At 38.7% G+C, this 21,895-nt stretch carries 21 protein-coding genes, 6 tRNA genes, 1 other RNA gene, 1 pseudogene and 1 riboswitch; of the genes and pseudogenes, 15 read left to right on the top strand and 14 right to left on the bottom strand.

Going from position 1 to position 21,895, the window contains the following annotated elements:
* Positions 1-31: 31 nt before the first annotated feature.
* The 6 genes and pseudogenes from FY048_RS16295 to coaD all read right to left on the bottom strand — a co-directional run bounded on the left by FY048_RS16295 (position 32) and on the right by coaD (position 2,318).
* Positions 32-108 (bottom strand) — tRNA-Met (locus FY048_RS16295).
* Between the two features lie 157 nt (positions 109-265).
* Positions 266-914: pseudogene (cntB, locus tag FY048_RS16290) on the bottom strand (carnitine monooxygenase, reductase subunit CntB); the annotation flags it as partial.
* Between the two features lie 123 nt (positions 915-1,037).
* Positions 1,038-1,114, bottom strand: a tRNA-Met gene (locus FY048_RS16285).
* Between the two features lie 64 nt (positions 1,115-1,178).
* Positions 1,179-1,534: RNase P RNA component class A (gene rnpB, locus FY048_RS16280), an RNA gene on the bottom strand.
* 27 nt (positions 1,535-1,561) lie between these two features.
* On the bottom strand, positions 1,562-1,825 hold the full coding sequence (locus FY048_RS16275) for a YfhL family 4Fe-4S dicluster ferredoxin (RefSeq protein WP_446091824.1): 264 nt from the start codon (positions 1,823-1,825) through the stop codon (positions 1,562-1,564).
* Position 1,826: 1 nt separating this feature from the next.
* Positions 1,827-2,318 (bottom strand): pantetheine-phosphate adenylyltransferase, encoded by a 492-nt coding sequence (gene coaD, locus FY048_RS16270; RefSeq protein ID WP_016139061.1) that lies wholly within the window; start codon positions 2,316-2,318, stop codon positions 1,827-1,829.
* Positions 2,319-2,452: 134 nt separating this feature from the next.
* Between coaD and smpB the strand changes: the two genes are divergently transcribed.
* Positions 2,453-2,929 carry an SsrA-binding protein SmpB gene (gene smpB, locus FY048_RS16265; RefSeq protein ID WP_004641603.1) on the top strand — a complete coding sequence of 159 codons (477 nt, stop codon included), beginning with the start codon at positions 2,453-2,455 and terminating at the stop codon, positions 2,927-2,929.
* Between the two features lie 51 nt (positions 2,930-2,980).
* Here smpB and FY048_RS16260 read toward each other — a convergent pair whose 3' ends face one another.
* From FY048_RS16260 to rluD, 4 genes are all read right to left on the bottom strand, one after another.
* Positions 2,981-4,252 carry a hypothetical protein gene (locus tag FY048_RS16260; RefSeq protein ID WP_446091823.1) on the bottom strand — a complete coding sequence of 424 codons (1,272 nt, stop codon included), beginning with the start codon at positions 4,250-4,252 and terminating at the stop codon, positions 2,981-2,983.
* A 152-nt stretch (positions 4,253-4,404) separates the two neighbouring features.
* Complete coding sequence (locus tag FY048_RS16255; RefSeq protein WP_446091822.1) at positions 4,405-4,956, bottom strand: flavodoxin family protein; 552 nt, start codon at positions 4,954-4,956, stop codon at positions 4,405-4,407.
* 192 nt (positions 4,957-5,148) lie between these two features.
* Positions 5,149-5,886, bottom strand: a complete 738-nt coding sequence (pgeF, locus tag FY048_RS16250) for a peptidoglycan editing factor PgeF (RefSeq protein ID WP_446091821.1) — start codon at positions 5,884-5,886, stop codon at positions 5,149-5,151.
* Between the two features lie 10 nt (positions 5,887-5,896).
* A complete protein-coding gene (gene rluD / locus FY048_RS16245) occupies positions 5,897-6,949 on the bottom strand; it encodes a 23S rRNA pseudouridine(1911/1915/1917) synthase RluD (RefSeq protein ID WP_446091820.1) in 1,053 nt (350 codons plus the stop codon).
* Between the two features lie 71 nt (positions 6,950-7,020).
* On the opposite strand from rluD, the gene FY048_RS16240 reads away from it, so the two are divergent.
* Positions 7,021-8,184 (top strand): outer membrane protein assembly factor BamD, encoded by a 1,164-nt coding sequence (locus tag FY048_RS16240; protein WP_446091819.1) that lies wholly within the window; start codon positions 7,021-7,023, stop codon positions 8,182-8,184.
* A 157-nt stretch (positions 8,185-8,341) separates the two neighbouring features.
* Positions 8,342-10,216 (top strand): DNA primase, encoded by a 1,875-nt coding sequence (locus FY048_RS16235; RefSeq protein ID WP_446091818.1) that lies wholly within the window; start codon positions 8,342-8,344, stop codon positions 10,214-10,216.
* Here FY048_RS16235 and hemA read toward each other — a convergent pair.
* Positions 10,213-11,496: a glutamyl-tRNA reductase gene (hemA, locus tag FY048_RS16230; protein WP_446091817.1), complete on the bottom strand. Its 1,284-nt coding sequence runs from the start codon at positions 11,494-11,496 to the stop codon at positions 10,213-10,215. The genes FY048_RS16235 and hemA overlap by 4 nt on opposite strands.
* 88 nt (positions 11,497-11,584) lie before the next feature.
* Between hemA and FY048_RS16225 the strand changes: the two genes are divergently transcribed.
* The 11 genes from FY048_RS16225 to panD all read left to right on the top strand — a co-directional run bounded on the left by FY048_RS16225 (position 11,585) and on the right by panD (position 17,661).
* Entirely contained in the window at positions 11,585-13,294 is a 1,710-nt protein-coding gene (locus tag FY048_RS16225) for a tetratricopeptide repeat protein (protein WP_016139068.1), read from the top strand.
* 4 nt (positions 13,295-13,298) lie between these two features.
* Positions 13,299-13,877: a lipoprotein insertase outer membrane protein LolB gene (lolB, locus tag FY048_RS16220; RefSeq protein WP_446091816.1), complete on the top strand. Its 579-nt coding sequence runs from the start codon at positions 13,299-13,301 to the stop codon at positions 13,875-13,877.
* A gap of 18 nt (positions 13,878-13,895) precedes the next feature.
* A complete protein-coding gene (gene ispE / locus FY048_RS16215; RefSeq protein ID WP_446091815.1) occupies positions 13,896-14,729 on the top strand; it encodes a 4-(cytidine 5'-diphospho)-2-C-methyl-D-erythritol kinase in 834 nt (277 codons plus the stop codon).
* Positions 14,728-14,802 (top strand) — tRNA-Gln (locus FY048_RS16210). Before ispE ends, FY048_RS16210 begins: the two co-directional genes overlap by 2 nt.
* Positions 14,803-14,828: 26 nt before the next feature.
* Positions 14,829-14,903: transfer RNA gene (locus tag FY048_RS16205), tRNA-Gln, on the top strand.
* Between the two features lie 20 nt (positions 14,904-14,923).
* Positions 14,924-14,998: transfer RNA gene (locus tag FY048_RS16200), tRNA-Gln, on the top strand.
* A 91-nt stretch (positions 14,999-15,089) separates the two neighbouring features.
* Positions 15,090-15,164, top strand: a tRNA-Gln gene (locus FY048_RS16195).
* A gap of 36 nt (positions 15,165-15,200) precedes the next feature.
* Positions 15,201-16,151 carry a ribose-phosphate pyrophosphokinase gene (locus FY048_RS16190; protein WP_016139071.1) on the top strand — a complete coding sequence of 317 codons (951 nt, stop codon included), beginning with the start codon at positions 15,201-15,203 and terminating at the stop codon, positions 16,149-16,151.
* Positions 16,152-16,247: 96 nt separating this feature from the next.
* Positions 16,248-16,544 carry a 50S ribosomal protein L25 gene (gene rplY / locus FY048_RS16185; protein WP_016139072.1) on the top strand — a complete coding sequence of 99 codons (297 nt, stop codon included), beginning with the start codon at positions 16,248-16,250 and terminating at the stop codon, positions 16,542-16,544.
* A 20-nt stretch (positions 16,545-16,564) separates the two neighbouring features.
* The gene (pth, locus tag FY048_RS16180; protein ID WP_003653332.1) at positions 16,565-17,146 is read left to right on the top strand and encodes an aminoacyl-tRNA hydrolase; all 582 of its coding nucleotides are present in this window, start codon (positions 16,565-16,567) and stop codon (positions 17,144-17,146) included.
* Positions 17,147-17,280: 134 nt separating this feature from the next.
* Positions 17,281-17,661, top strand: coding sequence for an aspartate 1-decarboxylase (panD, locus tag FY048_RS16175; protein WP_002120296.1), 381 nt, complete (start codon positions 17,281-17,283; stop codon positions 17,659-17,661).
* 56 nt (positions 17,662-17,717) lie between these two features.
* Here the strand turns inward: panD and FY048_RS16170 are convergent, their stop codons facing one another.
* Together FY048_RS16170 and FY048_RS16165 are read right to left on the bottom strand one after the other, a co-directional pair.
* Positions 17,718-18,269, bottom strand: coding sequence for a GDYXXLXY domain-containing protein (locus tag FY048_RS16170; protein ID WP_446091814.1), 552 nt, complete (start codon positions 18,267-18,269; stop codon positions 17,718-17,720).
* On the bottom strand, positions 18,269-20,050 hold the full coding sequence (locus FY048_RS16165; protein ID WP_446091813.1) for a DUF2157 domain-containing protein: 1,782 nt from the start codon (positions 20,048-20,050) through the stop codon (positions 18,269-18,271). The genes FY048_RS16170 and FY048_RS16165 overlap by 1 nt, the downstream gene beginning before the upstream one ends.
* 176 nt (positions 20,051-20,226) lie before the next feature.
* Positions 20,227-20,377: riboswitch (FMN riboswitch) on the top strand.
* A gap of 90 nt (positions 20,378-20,467) precedes the next feature.
* Between FY048_RS16165 and ribB the strand changes: the two genes are divergently transcribed.
* A complete protein-coding gene (ribB, locus tag FY048_RS16160; RefSeq protein ID WP_446091812.1) occupies positions 20,468-21,127 on the top strand; it encodes a 3,4-dihydroxy-2-butanone-4-phosphate synthase in 660 nt (219 codons plus the stop codon).
* A gap of 59 nt (positions 21,128-21,186) precedes the next feature.
* On the opposite strand, the gene FY048_RS16155 is transcribed toward ribB, so the two are convergent.
* Positions 21,187-21,861 carry an HAD-IA family hydrolase gene (locus FY048_RS16155; RefSeq protein WP_446091811.1) on the bottom strand — a complete coding sequence of 225 codons (675 nt, stop codon included), beginning with the start codon at positions 21,859-21,861 and terminating at the stop codon, positions 21,187-21,189.
* Positions 21,862-21,895: the final 34 nt, after the last annotated feature.

The raw sequence follows: 21,895 nt of genomic DNA, 5'->3' as shown, positions 1-21,895 counted from the left end.
AAGAAACCATGCATGAGCATGGTTTTTAAAATGGTGGCTATGACGAGACTTGAACTTGTGACCCCCGCATTATGAGTGCGGTGCTCTAACCAACTGAGCTACATAGCCGTAAACTGTGTGCGCATTATCTATAGTTCTACAGAACAGGTCAAGAGTTCAAAACCACTAAATCCCATCAAATGAACAAATAAGATTCAGTTCATTATTATTTGTTCATTTTTTAGCAAATTTGTGTTTTAAATAATTGATCGACCATAGAAATATATTAAAGATCCAATACCAATTTTTTACCTTTTGCTCTTGATACACAAATCATCATGCTCTTTTGTGAAGCCTTTTCTGCATCACTTAAGTATTGATCGAAATGCTCGGCCTCACCTTCTAAAATAGCCGTTTCACATGTACCGCAAACCCCTTCTCTGCATAAACATTCCACATCAATATTTAATGTTTCAATGGCTTGTAAAATTGTCTCATTACTTTGCACTTCAATTTCCTGTTTGGACTTAGCAAGCACCACTGTAAACGCCTCACCATCTTCAGGAACTGTTGAAGCAAATTGTTGCCAGTGAATATATTCATCGCGTAACGGTGCTTGTTACAACAATCAATCGCAGCATCAATCATTGGTTTAGGCCCATAGGCATGTGTGCCCTTAGGTTGTGATGAAATCAATTCATCCAAATTTAATGCACAACCTTCTGAATCAACATAACTAAACATATGCTCAGCATGTTTCTGCTTTAACTCATCTAACAAAGCCGCATGTTCAGGTGAACGGTAGGCATAATGTAATTCAAAATCAGCGCTGCGTACTGCGAGTTCATGCATTTACGGTAAGAATGGTGTAATGCCAATTCCACTGCAATTAAGATATGTTTATTACCTATTTCGGCTAATGGAAATAAAATTTTTAAATATTAATAAGCCAATCAAAAATCAAACAACATCGCATTATTATAAAATCGATCTTTAGAACTACGCTTTATCGGGAAATGAGCATAAAAAAAGACCACGCAGGAGCGTGGTCTATAAAATGGTGGCTATGACGAGACTTGAACTTGTGACCCCCGCATTATGAGTGCGGTGCTCTAACCAACTGAGCTACATAGCCGAAAACTGTGCGCGTATTATCTTAGTTTCTTTAATGCACGTCAAGAAAAATTTTTAAATAAATTAGGTGAAGTGAGCCTATAAGCCGGGTTCTGTCGAGGATGGTCATTCCTCTAGGCGTACAATCACTCATACGCTCAAGCGACCTACCCGAATCCAGTACGGGCCGTACCTCAGGATTCCTATTTGGTCTTGCTTCTGGTGGGGTTTACCATGCCGTGAACTGTTACCAGACACGCGGTGCGCTCTTACCGCACCCTTTCACCCTTACCTCACGAATGAGGCGGTCTACTCTCTGCTGCACTTTCCGTCGGCTTTCACCGCCCAGGCGTTACCTGGCACCCTGCCCTATGAAGCCCGGACTTTCCTCCCCTGCTTCAGTCACGAAGACCTCCACAGCAGCGACCATCCAGCTCACTTCAGGGGCGCATATTAACAAATTTATTTACTAATTGCTCGTGCTTTTTTGAGCAATTATTTTTTTATATTTGTCGAAGAGCTGTTCTTCAGTTTCCTCATGCTGCGGATCTTTAGGAATACAATCTACAGGACAAAACAATTGGCATTGCGGTTGATCATGATGACCAACGCATTCAGTGCATAAATCTGGATGAATTTCATAAATCACTTCACCCATGAAAATTGCTTCATTCGGGCAAACTGGTTCACAAACATCACAGTTTATACATTCATCGGTGATATATAACGACACGTTACCAACCTTGTTGATGTTTACGTTCAAAGGCCTCAACCACAGCTTGCGGAACAAACTTGGTTACATCCCCTTTTAAACGAGCAATTTCCCGAATCAATGTCGAAGAAATAAATGAATACTGCTCAGATGGTGTTAAAAACACCGCTTCAAAATGTGGATCAAGTTGACGGTTCATATTGGCAAGTTGAAATTCATATTCAAAATCAGAAACCGCTCTCAAACCACGAAGTACTGCTGTTGCCTTTTGCTCTCTAAAAAAATTAACCAGCAGACCATCAAAGCCGACAAATTCAACATTTGATAGGTGGCTTAGGGAGCTTTGGGCCAGTTCAACTCTTTCTTCTAGACTGAACAAAGGGTTTTTATGATGTCCAATTGCAATTGCTACTACAACCTCATCAAACATTCTTGATGCTCTAGTAACTAAATCAACGTGTCCATTCGTGATGGGGTCAAATGTTCCAGGATAAATTACACGCGTTTTAGACATCCGCTAGTACTCTAATTATATTGTGAACCTATTTTAGCAAAAGTTATACATGAGGCGAAATATTCATGTGCAGGAAAAACTTCACCTTAGCATCAGTTTACGGCACAATAGGCATAATTGTGGAAGTTTGAATTATGGCGAAAGCAACAGTAGTAAAGAAACATAATGGCGGAACAATCGCACAAAATAAACGTGCCCGTCATGATTATTTTATCGAAGAAAAATTTGAAGCAGGCATGTCACTTCAAGGTTGGGAAGTAAAATCCTTACGTGCTGGACGTATGACTTTGACGGAAAGTTATGTCATTTTCAAAAATGGCGAAGCATTTTTACTTGGTTCACAAATTCAGCCTTTATTATCTGCTTCGACCCATGTTGTACCTGAGGCAACACGTACCCGTAAACTATTGCTCTCCCGACGTCAGCTTGAACACCTAATGGGTGCAGTTAACCAGAAAGGTTACTCATGCGTTCCTTTAGCGTGTTACTGGAAGGGTCATTTAGTCAAACTAGAGATTGCACTTGTGAAGGGTAAACAGCTTCATGACAAACGTGCAACTGAAAAAGACCGTGACTGGCAACGTGATAAAGCTCGTATATTTCATAAGTAATAAAAAAACCTTTAAAGTTAACTTTAAAGGTTTTTTTATGTTACTTTAAATTTAGCAGAATTTTAAATTACCGTAACAGTTCGGTGCAAAAGTTTGATTTTTAAGTTGTAAATCTTTCAATGGGAAATTCACAATCGTATTGGGTAATTTAACTTCACCAACTGCCAAGTCTTCACCAAACAAACAATTTAAAAGATTACATCTCACTGGATTTGCGGTTAAATAACCACTAATTGGGCCGACCACTTGCTTTAAAACGTCATTAGTTATTTCAATTTGTTTACTTGGCGTCACATTGCCAATATCAATTTCATCATCAAAAGCCATCCACCAGCCACGTTCCGCTGCTGCATCTGCACCTGGCCAAAATATTTGTTGGCCTTGCAAAGAAAGTGAAAAAGGATTGTTTAGTTCAATTTTATGAATAAATCCAAGACTTTGATCAACAGTCAATGCAGCTCTTAATCCGGTAATGCTACCTGTTACATTTTTTTGTAAATTTAATAAGCCCAGTGCAGCATTAATAGAAGCTTTAAGATCTCCTGAGAAATTAAGCTGATCGATATTTGCTACCCCGTTCAGCATGACATTATTCATTCGTGAACCAGAAATGACTTGCCCATTAATAACAATAGGTGCAGTGGTCTGTTGTAATTGCAAATTATAATCAGATGAATTAAATCCTAAAGGGATACAAATTCCGATACATGCATTCACAGTTCCATCAATGGTCTTGCCTGTATCTTGATAAGACATATTACGAGCAGCGGTATAAGCTAAACCAGTAGTATCTTTAATTTTTAAATAACCACTTAAGCTATTAATTCCATTTGGCGTTTCTGAATTTTCAAGCCCCATAGTCAATAGGCCCACAACCTTTTCCGCACTTAGACGGAAACCTTTAATTTCCCTCAAAGCTGCGCTGTCTGGATTTTTAATTGCAAATTCAATAAATGGATTACTAAAAACAGCCGAAGATGAAGCTCGACCCTCACTTGTATCGCTTAAACCACTTAAACTTAAGTTATCAATATCAATATCACACCCACCTAAACCGTTTACTCCGCCACACCCTAATTGCAACTTATTAACATTGGCATTTAGTTCAAGATTGGCCTCTAAACCTAATTTATAAAAGCCAATATTTTGCTGACTCATCGAAGCATCAGCTTGTTTTGGGTCAGTGTAGGTAAATGAAAATAGTGCCTGAGCTTCAACTTTAGAAAGTTCTGAATCAGTGAGTTGAACAAGATTTGCAGATTCTAAATTGGCATAACTTAAACTAGCCCAACTTAGACAAAGAGCTGTTAAAAAAATTTTCATGATTATTCCATTTTTTTATTTATTAAGTTTTGGACATCATTGTCCAAATAAACCATTTGGTAAAAATAATAAAAATTGAACAAAAAAAATACTACGTTTTTGTAATTATATTAACAACTAATAATTTATTTAAATAAAATCAAATATTTAACTTAACTTATACGATAAAGCAATCCAGCAATATATTCACCAAACCATTTAGCTGTATCTAAATCGCCTTGTGGAGGAGTAATTTCAACAGGCGCATTATCTGACTGGGTCATTAAGCCCAAACAACTAGATAATCGGTTTAAATCTTTTTCACTATGCCCTGTGGTCATTAAAGGCAAACCTGACCAAAGCATCCCATGTTGCATGGCAAAAATATTTAATTGTTGTAATACCGCGAGTTTATCGCCGCTTAATCCACCTGAATTTGCAAAGCCAGCCGCAAGCTTGCCTTGCCACAAACGTTCTTTCCATCGTTTAGAAGTACTATCCATAAACTTTTTAAAGTCGGCAGTCATACTTCCCATGTAGGTAGGTGATCCAAAAATAATGCCTTGTGATGCATCAAGCGCATCCCAATTAATATGCTCAATATTCATTAGATGTACTTTTACCCCCATCACCTCTGCACCAGCAGCAATAGCAGCGGCCACCTTGGCGGTATGACCATATGGACTGTGGTAAACAATAGAGAGATGTTTTTCAGACAAAGACATAAGATTAAAATTTTGAGCGATTTTTTCTATTTTATCATTTTATTAACACTTGCTAAACCTACATCTATAAATATGAAATAGAAGCGTTTTGATACACTTCACAATCCCAATATCGTTAAGCTAAATAAAAACTCTCTTACTTTGTTTAATTACTACAAAATAAGAGAGTGGATTTACTGATGTTTATAAAGCTTAGATAAAAACAAAGGTAGCCATACGCCCAGTCTTCGCATCACGACGATAAGAAAAATATTCATCGCTTTGTTGATAAGAACATTGGTCTCCGCCTAAAACCCTTTTCACACCTAGACTCTGCAAAATAAAACGTGCAATTGCATATAAATCTGCATGAAATTTATTTGGAGCTGCTCCCTCAACAAAAGCTGTTTCCAACTCAGGATACTTGTCACAAAAAGCAGCCTTTACTTCAGCCCCAATTTCAAAACAAGGTTGGCTAATCGCAGCTCCTAACCATGCCCAAGCTGGAGGGTTATGCATAGCGGCAACTGTATTTTCAACAATCCCACCAGCTAAACCACGCCAACCCGCATGCAAATTTGCGACTTCAGTACCTTCGGCATTACCTAACACGACAGGTAAACAATCAGCGGTCATCATCATTAAAGCATGACCTTTGATTTGAGTGACCAAACCATCACCAATTAAAGCCTTAAAAGGAATTTGTTCATTTACTGTATGGCAAATCGTACTATGTGTTTGAGTCATCCATGTCATTTTTTTAACACCGAACTTAGCAAACTCATCTAGCAATATCATGCGATGTTGCTGAACACGCCCTGCATCATCGTTGACATGTAAAGCCAGATTAAAGCCAGACAACTCAAGTTGATCCGTTGGTAATGCCAAAGGATGTTGAACACGTGTCTGGCCTACATATACGCCTTGAGGTAAACCTTGAACAAATTCCATATATGCGTCCTTAATATGCAGCGTTTTCTGAACGTAACACATTCACTAAATGTGTAAAATCTTCAGGCCACGGCGCTTCAAATAGCATTTCTTCACCAGTACGAGGGTGTTTTAAACCCAATTTAGCTGCATGCAATGCTTGGCGTTTAAAACCACGCAAAGTATCAATGAGTAATTCAGACGCCCCTGCTGGTACACGTACACGGTTCATATAAATCTGATCACCGATCAGTCCATAACCGATATAACTAAAATGGACACGAATCTGATGAGTTCGACCTGTTTCAAGACGAGCTTGTACACGAGTAAAATCTTTAAAGCGTTCTTTTACATTGTAATGGGTCACAGCATCGCGCCCGCCCGGTAAAATCGCCATTTTCACACGGTCAACTGGATGACGTTTGATAGGTTCATCAATAGTACCGCCAGCAATAACATTGCCATAAACAACTAAGTCGTATACGCGGTAAACCGATTTATTTGCCAACTGTTTACTTAAAGAAAATTGTGCTTCGAGACTCTTGGCAACGACTAACAAACCGCTAGTATCTTTATCAATACGATGTACTAAACCAGCGCGAGAAAGTTCCGACAATTTTGGAAAATGGTAAAGCAAGGCATTCACTAAAGTTCCAGAACTATTGCCAGCCCCTGGATGTACCACCATGCCGACTGGCTTGTTGATGACTAAAATTTCGTCATCTTCATAGACAATATTAAGTGGAATGTTTTCAGGTTGACTCGTGGTCTGAGCTTCAAGCTCAACTTCGAGTGTAAGCAGCTCTGTCCCTTCACAACGGTTCTTAGGCTTGACAATGTTACCATTCACCAACAGATGGCCATCCTTCAACCATTGTTTAAGCTTTTCACGTGAAAACTCATTCCACACCAAGGCCGCAACCTGATCGATGCGTTGTCCCAGATAGGTTTCATCTAACTGAACTTGCAACGATAAACGTGTTGCAGTTGTATCAGAAGTATGGTTATCTGCATCCTCAGAATCTTCAAGTAAATTGAAGTCGGTTTCAGATAAGTTTGTGTTTGAAGATTGTGCTGAAGTCATTTGATCATTGAGATAAAAGTGGTTTAATAGCGCAATTGTAGCTCATTGCCCAACATAACAGAGGAGTTTTTATGTCGCTACCACGTTATAAAATTACGATGCTTGCCTTATCTTTAGGTTTAGCGTCTGCATTTGTGGGCTGTAGCAGCAATCCAAGTAAAAAAGAAGTGGTCGATAGTGGCCCACAATCTAGTGAACAAGCTTACTTCGAAAAGGCCCAAAAGTCGCTTGACCGCGGTCAATATCTTGATGCGACCAAGTCTTTAGAAGCAATTGATACTTATTATCCGACTGGGCAATACGCACAACAAGCACAACTTGAACTTCTATATTCAAAATTTAAACAAAAAGATTATGAAGGCACGATTGCCTTAGCTGAACGTTTTATTCGTTTAAATCCTCAACATCCAAATGTAGATTATGCGTACTATGTTCGTGCTGTAGCGAATATGGAGCAAAACTACGACAGTTTGATGCGCTATACATCTTTGCAACAATCTCATCGTGATGTGAGTTATTTAAAAGTTGCTTATCAGAATTTTGTTGATTTAATTCGTCGTTTCCCAAGTAGCCAATATTCAGTTGATGCTGCTCAGCGCATGAAATTTATTGGCCAAGAGCTTGCTGAAAATGAAATGACTGCTGCACGCTTTAACGTTAAGCGTAAAGCTTGGATCGCAGCTGCAGAGCGTTCGCAATGGGTAATTGAACACTATCCACAAACGCCTCAAGTTCCAGAAGCATTAGCGACTTTGGCTTATAGTTATAACCAATTAGGTGATAAAGCGACTTCACAACAATATATTGAAGTTTTAAAGCTTAATTACCCTAACTTGGTGAAAAAAGACGGCACAGTTAACATGCGTGCTGCGCGTAAAGAAGGCAATTGGATTAACCGTGCAACTCTAGGTATTTTTGGTCGTGAATCTACGGCTGCAACGCCAGAAAGCACAGCTGAAGCAGAAGCTCCAAAACGTGGTTTCCTCAATCGCGTAAGCTTTGGTTTAATTGGTAATTCGAATAAAGAAGAAACTGAAGAACCAGAAAAAACAACTGTTGAAGCTCCAAAGTCAGAGCGTAGTTGGACAAATCGTTTAAGCTTCGGTTTATTAGATAAACCTGAGCCACAACCAGCAGAAAATACAACTGTTGCCCCTGCTGTTAGTTCTACAGATGGATCAACTGATACCCAATCAGATGATGCAACACAAGGTACTAACGACGCAGCTCAATAAGTTACAAACTTTAAAAAGCACCAATAAACAGGCAAGTGATACCACTTGCCTGTTTGTTTTTATAAAATATTAAAATATTTATTGTGTAGATCTTGCCTCATCATGTCAGAATATTCTGAATCACTCTCTCATCAGTTTTAATACGGTTATCTGAATTATGGCAATTCCACAACATACGATTGATCAAATTTTAGATCGCACAGATATTGTCGATTTGATTGGTCAGCGTGTGAAACTGAAAAAGACGGGACGTACATATTCCGGCTGTTGCCCTTTTCATCAAGAAAAATCCCCATCGTTCCATGTCTATCGTGACAAGCAGTATTATCACTGCTTTGGGTGTCAGGCCAACGGTAACGCGATCCGTTTTCTCATGGACATTGATAACCGAAATTTTATAGATGTGATGAAGGAGTTATCGAGTAGCGCCGGAGTCGAATTACCTAAAGATAATACTGAAAATAAAAAGCTGTCTTATACCCGTCAGGTTACGAAACCACCAGTTGCTAAAGCAAATACGGCAGAGCCTGTAACTCCAACTCCGCAACAACCAACTGATGAAAGCTATAACACGCTTGAACCTGTATTTTTTGATGACCCATTTGCTCAATTTGAGCAGCCTTTTAGTTTTGATGAACCAGTTCAAGAAGGTAATTTATATGACTTACTGGAAAATATTGCTCAGTTCTATGAGCACCAATTACCTAATAGTCAAAAGGCAAAAAATTATTTTAAACAACGTGGTTTAAGCAATCAGACTATTCAGTTTTGGCGCTTGGGCTATGCTCCAGAAGACTGGCAACATTTAGAAAAAGCTTTTCCTTATGACATTGATGGTTTAAAACAACTTGGACTTATCCGTTCAAGCGATAATGGTCGTGATTTTGACTTATTACGTGACCGCGTCATTTTCCCAATTCGAGACCCTAAAGGCCGCGTTGTTGGTTTTGGGGGACGTGCATTAAATGACGAAATCAAGCCTAAATACATCAACTCTCCAGACTCAGAAGTCTTTCATAAGAATCAGCTGCTTTATGGGCTTTATGAAGGTAGAAAACTTAAATCTAGCGATTGGTTAATGGTTGAAGGCTACATGGATGTGATTGCGCTTCAGCAATATGGCATTACAGGTGCCGTCGCAACTTTAGGGACTGCAAGTAATACAGAACATCTTAATATTTTATTTAAACAAAATAGCCGTATTACCATTGCTTTTGATGGTGATGCTGCAGGTCAAAAAGCAGCACGCAGAACGTTAGAAATTGCTTTACCACTTCTCAATGATGGGCGCGAACTCAAATTTTTCGTGCTACCGAATGACCACGATCCTGACTCTCTTATCCGTCGCGAAGGGCTTGAAAATTTCCAGAAACTATTACAACAAGCTCCTCTTCTGTCTGATTTTGTCTTTGCCTATTTAACGGGTCAACACGACATTAGCACCCCAGAAGGCAAAAGCTTAGTCATGGGAGAACTCAGAGAACTGACTGAACTATTACCCAAACAGGGCTCTTTCCGTTATTTACTTAATCAATCTTTCCGTGAAAAACTCGGATTGGGTAAACGTTTTACCCCACAAATCAGCCATGATGCCTCGCTCTCATTTAACATTCACACTAAAGATGAAGACTTCGCGATTGCAATTTTAATGAATCACCCTTTTCTTTATATTCATTTTGAAGGATTACGTGCCTATATTCAGCAAGATGAATTGTTGGCAAAAGTTCTGGCTATTTTAAATCGTATTTTTGATGACTTACCAGATGATCAAGAGTTAGCAACTTATTATGTGCTCGGTGCTTGTAGTAGTTATTGTCATGAAATTGCCGATATTATGCAAAGAACCAATATACAGGCATTAACACAGGCACCTGAAGTGGCTGACAAGTTAGCTCAAGAATATGCTTTAGGCCTAAAAGAAAGATACTTACGTCAAAAGCTTAAGTCGCCAATTTCACTGATTGAATCAAGAAATCTAAGACAACAACTCAATGAATTAACAAAACAAATTAGCTTAAGACTGCTGTCTTAATGTTTTGGCTTACGCTCATGATCAAACACATCCTGTAAATGCTGTTGTAGCCATTCTAAATAATCAGGATTCTCGGCCTTGGCAGCTTCACGTAGCAAAATAGATGTCGGATGCATCAGCTTTTGCGTCAAACGATGCGCGAATTGCTGTAATACTTGTTCAGCATTTTCACCATGATGCAAAGCGTCTAACGCATGCGTAAGCTCTTGTTGGCTAATTTCTTCACTATGTTGGCGGTAGGCATGAATTGTACTGCCCGCCTCTTTAACTTTTTGATGAGTAATAAGCTGGGTAGCTAATTGATTAACCATGACTTCGGCTTCAACAGCAGCCTGGCGTCGTTGAGCAAGGTTCTCATCAATCACGCTTTGTAAATCATCAACACCATACAAATAGACACCATCAAGCGCTTCAACTTTAGGATCTATATCACGAGGCACTGCTAAATCAACCATTAACATTTGTTGATAGCGACGTTTCTTTAACGCAGCCTTAACATCTGGATAAGCAATAACTTGATATAAACTCCCAGTACAACTCGACACAACATCAGCACGATACAAATTTTCAGCCAATGCTGCAAAATCAATAATTTCAACTTCAACTTGATGTGAAATCTCTTGAGCTAGTTGATCAGCACGCTCACGGCTACGATTACAAATAATAATTTTAGCGACACCCATTTCAGCCAAATGTTTAGCAACCAAGCTATTCATTTCACCCGCAGCAACGACCATCACTGTAAGTTTTTCTGGCTTACTAAAGACCTGTAAAGCTAATTGTGCAACCGCATACCCCATCGAAACTGCATGACTACCCACCGCCGTTTCGGAACGTACACGTTTAGCTGCATAAAAAGCATATTCAAAAACACTGTTTAATTCAGGAGAGACGGTTTGAGCTTCTTTAGACAATGCTAAAGCACTTTTAACCTGCCCTAAAATTTGCGGCTCACCTAGCATGAGAGAGTCTAGACCACTCGCCACTCGCATTAAATGTGTAATTGCCTGCGTGTTCTCGTAACGATAAACATGATGAATTAAGTGCTGTACATCAATATTATTGGCATCAGCTAACCATTTCAGAAGGCTTTCGGCATTTTCAGCCATGGCATACACTTCTGTGCGGTTACACGTCGAAACGACCACCAAATCCTTTAAGTTTTGATGATGTTTTTGTTCGGCAAACAAACGACTTAATCGCTCTGCATTGAAAGCAATTTTTTCGCGGAGTTCGACAGAAGCTGTTTGATGGTTGACACCCAATGCAAAGAAAGACATATCAGATCATCATTTCGCTAAATTTATGCTATTGTGCAACATCGGTGTCATAAAAAGCATTACTTTGGATCAATAAAAATTGCGTCAAATGAATAGCCGTATTAATTTTAACGGTGCTTCGATAAGACAGTATTCTACCACATTCTTATTGTTAGGTAGCATGTCCTCGCATGTCTATGCACGTCCTGTGCAAGAGACCTATGCCGTGCATTCATTTGATCAGGCATTAGAGCAAACTATGGTCGCTGAATTTGCTCTCGCTTATGATGATATTCCTAATGCTCTGCACAATTACACAGTCCTCGCAATTAAAAGTAACTCTACCTCAATTAAACAGCGAGCTTTAGACGTTGCTCTTGAATATAATGATTTTCAAGCTGCTTTAAACATTGCTACACATTGGGTAGCCCAAGAACCCAAAGATGTACCTGCTTTATTTTATTTGTCACATATTGCTTTAAAAACACATGAATACCAGCTTGCCGCTGAAACATTAGATAAAATTTTAAAAATAGATCCAACTGCTGATTTAGAACAAATTTTAGCGAGTATTGCCCCAGAAAATGCTCAAGATCGAGATGTATTATTAACAGCTTTACGTTCTAGTGCAGAAAAAGATAACCCTTCTATTTTAGCGCTCATCGCCAACTTAGAAGCCCAAAATGGCCAATTAGAATCTGCTCTAACCAACATTAACAAAGCATTACGCCGACGTCCTAAAGTGACGAGCTTTATTTTAATGAAAGCAAACCTACTTATTGCTCTTAGCGATCAAGAAGGTGCACTTAAATGGTATGCAAAATCCAGCCGTAAATATAAGAAAAATTTAGATATTCGTTTAGCTGAAATTCGCTATCTTATACAACTGAATCAATCTCAACTGGCTTTAGAAAAGCTCGAAAACGTTATAGAAGCCAATCCTAAAGCTGAAGAAGCATTGTTTATTGCAGGCTTAACCAGTATTGATTTAAAGCAATATGACAAAGCAGAACAATATCTTGTGGACCTACGAAACTCTGCAAAATATCAAAATGAAGCCTATTACTATTTAGCCATTAATGCAGAACGCAAACAGCATTATGAAACCGCAAAAGCTTACTATCGTTTAGTTGATGGCAGCTTATATGTCGTTTCCAGACGCAATCTGATTGCAATATATGATAAACAAGAAAATTTACATGATGCTTTACGGTTCCTTACTCAAGAACGCGTAAATTATCCTCAACATGCAAGTTTCTTATATCAAGCTCAAGCTGAAATCTTAAAGAAAATGGGCAATAAGAAAGCTGCATTAAATTTATTAGATGAGGCGATAAAGAATTTACCGGATGATCCGGAACTCATTTACGCAGAAGTTTTATTACTTGATCCATATACTGACCGCGATAAACTCGACAAAACATTAAAGCAATTATTACAACTTGAGCCTAACAGCCCAACTTACCTCAATGCATATGCTTATACACTAGCCCTGCAAAACCGTAGGTTAAAAGAAGCGCGTCAATATGCAGAGCAAGCCTTGGAATATGCGCCAGAACAAGCCTCAATTCTTGATACGCTTGGTTATATTGCATTTTTACAGAATGATTATGAAGCTGCGGCAGAGGCGTTGGGCAAAGCTTATGAACTTAGCCACAATATAAATATTGGCGTTCGTTATGCTAAAGCATTGTATATGCAAGGATCATTAACTCAATTTAGCGCTGTGTTACAACAACTGAAACAAAAACATGCCAATGATCCACAATTACAACAGCTTGATGCGTTAATTTTACCTACATCTGCAAAAAAGAGTTAAATATATGAGCAAATTTGCCCAACTGTGCACAGCGATCTGTGGGTCAAGTGTATTATTTCTAACCGGTTGTCAGCATTTTACTCAACCAAAACCTGCGGTTACCCAACAAGTTCAAGATGAAAAACACTTCAATTTACAAGGTAAGATCGGGGTTCGCACACCACAGCAAACTGGTAGTGCTTTTTTCACATGGGTTCAACAACAAGATAATTTTGATATTGAATTAAGCGGTATTTTAGGTGTAGGAAAAACTCAAATTCAGGGTAAACCTGGTGAAGTGAAGTTAAATAGTGCAAAAACTGGGTTAATTACTGCTGCCTCTCCAGAAGAACTTTTAGAACGTGCAACGGGTTGGCAAGCACCAATCACTCATTTAACGAGCTGGATTTTGGCTAAACCTGCAACCTTAAGTGCTCAGATCAGTAAAGATAATGAAAATCGTATAAACCAACTCATTGAAGATGGTTGGACGGTTAATTTCAGCTATGATGACGCACAAACTTTGCCAAACAAGCTAGTTTTAAAGCAAGCGCTTGCTGAAGATAAAGAAAACCGTATTACAATGGTCATCCAAAACCGCTAAATCTAATTATATAAATCTATGATTCGAGTTCCTTCTCCAGCTAAACTCAACCTGTTTTTACATATTACAGGCCGACGCGAAAATGGTTATCATGAGTTACAAACCATTTTCCAACTTATTGATTTATATGACTGGATGACATTTACACCGACTTTGGATGAACACATCGAAATTGATGGATTGAGTGAAGTCCAGCCTGAAGACAACCTGATTTATCGGGCTGCTCAAATTCTAAGACCGCATGCAAAAAAATTCTGCGGTCTACACATCAAAATTGAAAAAAATATTCCAATGGGTGCAGGTCTGGGCGGAGGTTCATCTAATGCCGCCACAACCCTGATTGTGTTAAATCAATTATGGGAATGTGGACTAAATCAAGAACAACTTGCGGACTATGGTGTGAAGTTGGGTGCCGATGTTCCTATTTTTATTTATGGTAAAAATGCATGGGCTGAAGGTATAGGTGAACATTTATCATTCATAGACTTAGATCAAAAACAGTTCATTATTTTAAAACCTGACTGTTTTATCAGCACTCAATTGCTTTTTTCACAAAAAACATTGACAAGAGACTCTAAGACCACTAAATTTTGCGCCTATCAGTTAGAACCTTCTAATTTTGGAAATAACTTTGAGCCATTAGCTCGACAGTTATACCCTGAAGTAGAAGAAGCAATGCGATATTTAGATCAGTTTGGTCAAGCAAAGCTTACAGGTACAGGTGCTTGTGTTTTTATTGAAGTAACAAATGAAATGAATATTGATGAAATTCTTAACCATTCACCATGTAAATCTTACTTGGTAAATAGTTTAAAAGAATCTCCTCTTAATCATTTTAAGGTTACACGTTAGGGGCGTCGCCAAGTGGTAAGGCACCGGGTTTTGATCTCGGCATCCGTTGGTTCGAATCCAGCCGCCCCTGCCAATCTCACCTGTAATGATGATTATATTAGGGGCGTCGCCAAGTGGTAAGGCACCGGGTTTTGATCTCGGCATCCGTTGGTTCGAATCCAGCCGCCCCTGCCATCATATATATCATCGAATTTAGGGGCGTCGCCAAGTGGTAAGGCACCGGGTTTTGATCTCGGCATCCGTTGGTTCGAATCCAGCCGCCCCTGCCATTCTCTTATTTTAAAGACAGACTTAATTGCTATGCTTTTTGTTGATTGATCTTGACATTGCATTGCAAAAATATTAAAGTTCTGCCGCATTAGGGGCGTCGCCAAGTGGTAAGGCACCGGGTTTTGATCTCGGCATCCGTTGGTTCGAATCCAGCCGCCCCTGCCATCTATTTAATTACATACCAACCGCCAAGGGTGCTTCATGCCCAATCTTGTCGTTTTTAGTGGAAATGCTCATCCACAGTTCGCTCAAAAAGTCGTAAGTCACTTACATATCCCTCTAGGTGCTGCATCAGTCGGTCACTTTTCTGATGGAGAAATTTCAGTAGAAATTACTGAAAATGTTCGTGGTAAAGACGTATTTATCGTTCAGCCTACTTGTGCCCCTACCAATGATAACCTTATGGAAATCTTGGTTATGGCAGATGCTTTGCGTCGTGCAAGTGCTGGTCGTATTACCGCTGTTATTCCTTATTTTGGTTATGCTCGCCAAGACCGTCGTCCACGTTCTGCACGTGTACCGATTACAGCTAAAGTTGTTGCAGACATGCTTACCACTGTTGGTATTGATCGTGTCGTAATGATTGACTTACATGCTGACCAAATTCAAGGTTTCTTCGATATTCCAGTCGACAACATCTATGGTACTCCTGCTTTGCTTGCTGACTTACGTCAACAACAGCATGATAACCTTATGGTGGTTTCTCCTGACGTTGGTGGCGTAGTACGTGCTCGTGCCGTTGCCAAACAAATGGGTGACATCGATTTAGCAATTATTGATAAACGTCGTCAAAAAGCCAATGAGTCGCAAGTTATGCACTTAATTGGTGACGTACGAGATCGTGATTGCGTTATCGTAGATGACATGGTTGATACTGCCGGTACATTGTGTAAAGCAGCTGATGCGCTTAAGCAATTTGGTGCACGCCGTGTAGTTGCATACGCAACTCACCCTGTACTTTCTGGCAAGGCTATTGAAAACTTACGTAATTCAGTTATTGATGAATTAGTTGTCACTGACACTATTCCTCTTTCTGAAGAAGCATTAACCTTGGGCAAAATCCGTCAGGTTTCTGTTGCTAGCATGGTTGCTGAAACGATTCGTCGTATTAATAACGAAGAATCTATCAGTGCGATGTTCGATAGTTTATAATACCGCAGCTTTTATAAACCCTGGCCTTGGCTGGGGTTTTCTATCACTAAACTGGTCGCAAGTTTAGTACATTTAAACTTTAATGAGGATTTACTCATGGCAAACTTCGTATTAAACGCTCAAGCGCGTGCTGAAGACAAACAAGGGAAAGGTGCGAGCCGCCGCCTTCGTCACGAAGCATTAATTCCAGCTATCATTTATGGTGGAAATGCTGAGCCTGTAGCTATTACTTTAGAACTTCGTCAGCTTGTAAAAGCTTTAGAAAACAATGCTTTCTTTGAAGAAGTTATAGAAATCCAAATGGGCGACAAAGTTGAAAACGTTAAAATCCAAGCGTTACAACGTCACCCAGCGAAAAACACTCCTATGCACGCTGACTTTAAACGCGCATAAGTGTTGAAAGGCGTAGATTAGTGTCAAATATTTCGCTAATTGTTGGTTTGGGCAATCCTGGTTCAGAATATGCCCAAACCCGCCATAATGCAGGCTTTTGGTTCATTGAACAGCTTGCTAATAAGTATGGCATTACATTAAAAAATGATCCGAAATTTCACGGAATCAGTGGACGTGGTAATATAGAAGGACACGATGTCCGTCTACTTCTACCTACTACATTTATGAACCGTTCTGGACAAAGTGTAGTTCCATTTGCAAAATTTTATCAAATTGCTCCAGAAGCAATTTTGATTGCTCACGATGAACTTGATATGAACCCTGGTGTAATTCGTCTAAAAACAGGCGGAGGACATGGTGGTCATAATGGTTTACGTGACATTGTCCCTCATATTGGTCCAAATTTTCATCGTTTACGTATTGGTATCGGACACCCTGGCTCGAAAGAGAGAGTTTCAGGTCATGTACTTGGTAAAGCACCAAGTAGTGAACAAAGTCTGATGGATGCAGCAATTGATCATGCCCTTTCTAAAGTGAAACTACTTGTTCAAGGTCAAGTTCCACAAGCCATGAATCAAATTAATGCATATAAACCCACTTAAATTGTTGAACAATCAAGCTTGCTATCTTGCTTTTTTAGGAGCAAAATGCGCATCAGCCACTTTGCCAACCGCAAAAGCTAAAGATTTCACCATAAGATCTTAATCTTCTTAGGTCTACTTAGGAGACGCTAGCCATGCTATCTCGTTTATTAAAATGCAAAATTCACCGTGCAGTTGTAACACATGCTGAACTTCACTATGAAGGTTCTTGTGCAATTGATGGCGTATTGATGGACTTAGCTGGTATTCGCGAATATGAAGAAATTCATGTTTGGAATGTAACCAATGGTAAACGCTTCACGACCTATGCGATTCGTGGTGAAGATAACTCTGGAATTATTTCAGTAAACGGCGGTGCTGCACATCAGGCAGACGTTGGTGATTTAGTCATTATTGCTACATTTGGTGATTTTACTGAAGCTGAAGCAAATATTCATAAACCACGTTTGGTCTATGCAAACCCAAATAATACAGTCAATCACACAGCGAATTGTATTCCTGTTCAAGTTGCCTAATTTATTCTAAGAATAAAAAAAGCCCGCATTGACGGGCTTTTATAATTTTATAAATTCTAAATAGTTCCTTCCCACCAGTTTTTTTGCTGTTTGCAATTTAAAGGCTGGAGTTGCTCTCCTCGTAAATCAAACAGAATTGCATCTCCTTTTAGGTTTACTTTAAATTCAGCATACTTTGCTTTCTCATAGCATTGAGCTAGACCTTCGGCAAACAAGAAGCTTCGTGAAGCGGGATATAAAGCCTGTAAACGATTTTCAGGATTTTTTAAAATTAAACTTTGTCCAGCAAATGAATTATTGATATCCAGAACTGTACGAACAACACGATTTTGCGAATCTAAAATAACTTTTGCTGGAACAGAAGAACGATTAAAAATCACCTGATCTAGAGCATCACTCTCACTTCCTGCAAGAGCTTTAAGAGATTGTAAATTTAATTCATAAGCCAGTGCCATATAGTCACCTTGTAAAATTGAACGAGGATCAACAGGTCTAAGTTCAATAAAAATACTTTTACTATGATGCAGATGCCATTCATTTTTCGCCACTAACCCAGCAAAGAAAAAGATGGTGACTAGTGCAAGAATAAGAGAAAAATACTTCTTCATTATTTCTCTCCTTCAATCAAATTGCGTTGATTTTCATGGTGAAGTAACCAATATAAAGCCAACAATACAATGCCAGAAATAAAAATTGAGGCACTCTTAGCTAGAAAAGTTACTTGTAAGTTGTAATAGAGCTGCCAGAATACTAAAACAAATACGGCTAAACTAACCCCATAAACAATATAATCTTGCTTTTTTAATGCCCACGTTAAAATAATGAGCAGAATGAAAATTTCAAAATAGCCAAGTGTAATAAGTACTACACCAAAAATTAAAAAGGCGAAAAAAGTGACTCCATGAAGTTGTCTATATAAATGAAAAATACTAAAGCACAACAACCAGATACTAGGCAGTAAATATAAAATCCATCTCTGCTGATCTATCGAGATTTCTGGAACTAAACCCACAAAAGCATCAAAGAAAGAAGCTACCAAAATTACTCCAAGTACACATAACAAAATACTACGCTCATATAGAGCTATTGATCCACTCTTAGGCAAGAGTACCAAGCTAAAACCCAAGTAGCTGAGCAAAGTTAAATTTAAATAGATCTGAGTAGAATGTATTGACCACAATGAATGGTCTAGTTGCAGCAAATAGATAAAAGCTATGCCATATGTAGCGAGCATTTGAATTAAAATGAAGAACCAGTGTGGTTTAAGGAAATAACTCACAAATAGAATAAAAATCTGCGCAATTAAAACCCATAAAATTTGATCTGTTTCTGAACCAAGATGAAATAAAAAAGCAGTCTGCCCACTAATAAATAAACAATAGGCAAATTGGCGAATGAAGTGATGTTGGGATTTTTTCAATAAAATGACAGCTATAAAAACAAAAATAACTCCTATAACTAAAGAAATAGCCCCCCAAAACACCAGCGTAAAAGCCGCAAGTGCCAGACCCGCAAGCCAAGCCCCAATTGCTAAAGGAATCACATAAAAGCGGCTTTCACGAAAGATTTTTATTAGAAAATAACTAATTAATGCAAACCAAATAAAAATAATGCCCGCAATTAATAAAAAAATGAATTCATTAGAATCTTTAAACAAGTTATTAATGCCATCTACAAGCCATATTGTTGCGGTCACACCAAGAACAGCAGCCATTAAACTGGCACATAGCTGATCATCTGTTTTAAAAAAATAATAAAAAGTGATTATTCCGGCAAAGAAAGCAGAGATCAGGTAAGGAATATGTTCACTTGATAAAAACTGGATCATTCCCGTTATTGAAATAACGGCAAACCAAGCGATAAAAACAAATCTTAAAGCACAATACCTCTTTATACATATCCAAAATTCGATAAGACTTAATAAATTTAGAGCGAATAGATATAAATAAGGAAATTTTTCTGACCAAAAAGTCTGCTTAAAAAATAAATAAAGTGTGAGCTGACTGGTAATACAAATTAAAGCAAAGATTCCAATATTCGGTCGATATAGCCATGGTAGTAAAAGTAATGTCCAAATTAAGAAAAGCAGATAACTATCTGCACCAGTTTGATAAACCTGCCCGATTACAGCCAAACTTAAGCCTACCATCAAACCGCAAACACCATGTAAAGTCTGCCTAACTCCTTCACTTAAGGTATCTTTTACGTTGAACCATGCTGTCACAAGTAATATAAGTGGTGGGATGGCTAGCTGAATACTGTCTGGAAGCATTAACCAGTTAGCAGCAATTAAATAAAGAATACTGACCGCCATAAATACATAACTGAAAATATGGAGATGCTGAATAAATAAAGTATTCCTAAGGGGATAATCGTCTCTTATCTGCATGAAACACCTATTTTATTTATAATTTTCTATAAAAAACATAGCATTCCATTTTCATATCAACAAGTAAGCTCTTGTTAAAAAGCTTATTTCCATTTATGAAAATACTTATTCATAAAGAAACTTAGCATTCTACAAATGCATCTAGCCAATTTTATCAAGCGCGCTATAATAAAACCCATCGCTTCAGGGCGGGGTGTAATTCCCCACCGGTGGTAAAGTTAATTTTTATGATTAGATTAACAAGCCCACGAGCTTAAATTGTGTAATTTGAGCAGATTTGGTGAAACTCCAAAGCCGACGGTATAGTCCGGATGAAAGAAGACGACGAACTGGGATAAATCCGTTTTATTTCAGTGCCAGCCTGTTTTTACATCAGTCCTGAAATGTTCAACCGTATTTTTACGAGAGCGTTTCATTATGTCTAGCTTAATTCAACCAGAACTTTTTTTCTCAGCCCTCTCTCCTGCTGAGCAGCGCATTCAACAAGCATTAGAAGATATCCGTCAAGGTAAACCAGTCTTGGTTATGGATGACTTCGACCGTGAAAATGAAGCTGATCTCATTGTTGCAGCCGAAACTTTAACAGTAGAAACAATGGCACGCATGATTCGTGATGGCTCAGGTATTGTATGTTTATGCCTTACAGAAGAGCTAGCAGATCATCTAGAACTTTCCCCAATGGTTTCTCACAACTCAAGCCAGTTCCATACCGCTTTTACAGTCACTATTGAAGCAGCTCAAGGTGTTACCACAGGTGTTTCTGCTAAAGATCGTGTGACTACCATTCAAACTGCAATTAAAGATGGTGCTGTCCCAAGTGATCTTAACCGTCCCGGCCATGTTTTTCCTTTACGTGCCCGTAATGGTGGAGTGCTTACTCGTCGAGGTCATACCGAGGGAACAATTGATCTAGCAAGACTAGCCGGGCTTAAACCTGCTGGCGTGTTATGTGAATTAACCAATCCAGATGGCACTATGGCATCTGGCATTCAAGTTTTGGCATATGCTCAAACTCATCACCTCACTGTGATTACGATTGAAGAACTTGTTCAATACCGCCAACAACACGGTATTTAAATGAAAAAAGGTTTGGCTTTAGATTAAAGCCAAACCTTTAAATTAAAATTTAATAATATTTAAGATACTTTCTTTTGTGCTGCCTGCTCTTCAACATAGTCTAAAAGTTCAGAAAATTGCGCAATCGTTGCTTTAGGCTGTGCTTGTTCAAGTTCCTCTGGTGTTCCATAACCATAAGTCACTGCAACTGCTTCAATACCATTATGGCGAGCACCCAAAATGTCGTATTGGCGATCACCCACCATTATACATTCTTCAGGATTTAGTTGCTCATGTTCAAGAATATAATGAATGAGTTCAGCTTTATTAGTCCGCTCGCCTGTTAACTCACTACCATAAATATGTACAAAATATTGGCTTAAGTCAAAATGATCCAAGATACGTTTTGCATAAATCGTTGGTTTAGCGGTGGCAACAAATAAACGATATCCTTCTTCTTTTAATGCATTAAGCGTTTGGGCAACTGATGGATATACTTCATTCTCAAATAAGCCCGTAACTGAAAAGCGCTCACGATAAGCAAGTAATGCTTGCTCAGCCAAAGCATCATCTTGAGTAGCTAACAGTTTTGCTAATGACGCTTTTAACGGGGGGCCAATTGTCCAGTCAATATTTAAATCGGTAGCTAAAGGATATCCCAGTTTATCCATTGCATAGCGAATTGAAGTATGGATACCAACTTTTGGGTCTGTTAGAGTTCCATCTAAATCAATCAAAATATGTTTTATAGCCATTCAATCACTAACCCAGTAAAGTATTTAATTCAAT

The organism is Acinetobacter sp. 1124_18A, from assembly GCF_052824995.1.
The sequence above is the reverse complement of the archived record's forward strand: the minus strand, read 5'-3'. Positions and strand labels throughout refer to the sequence as shown.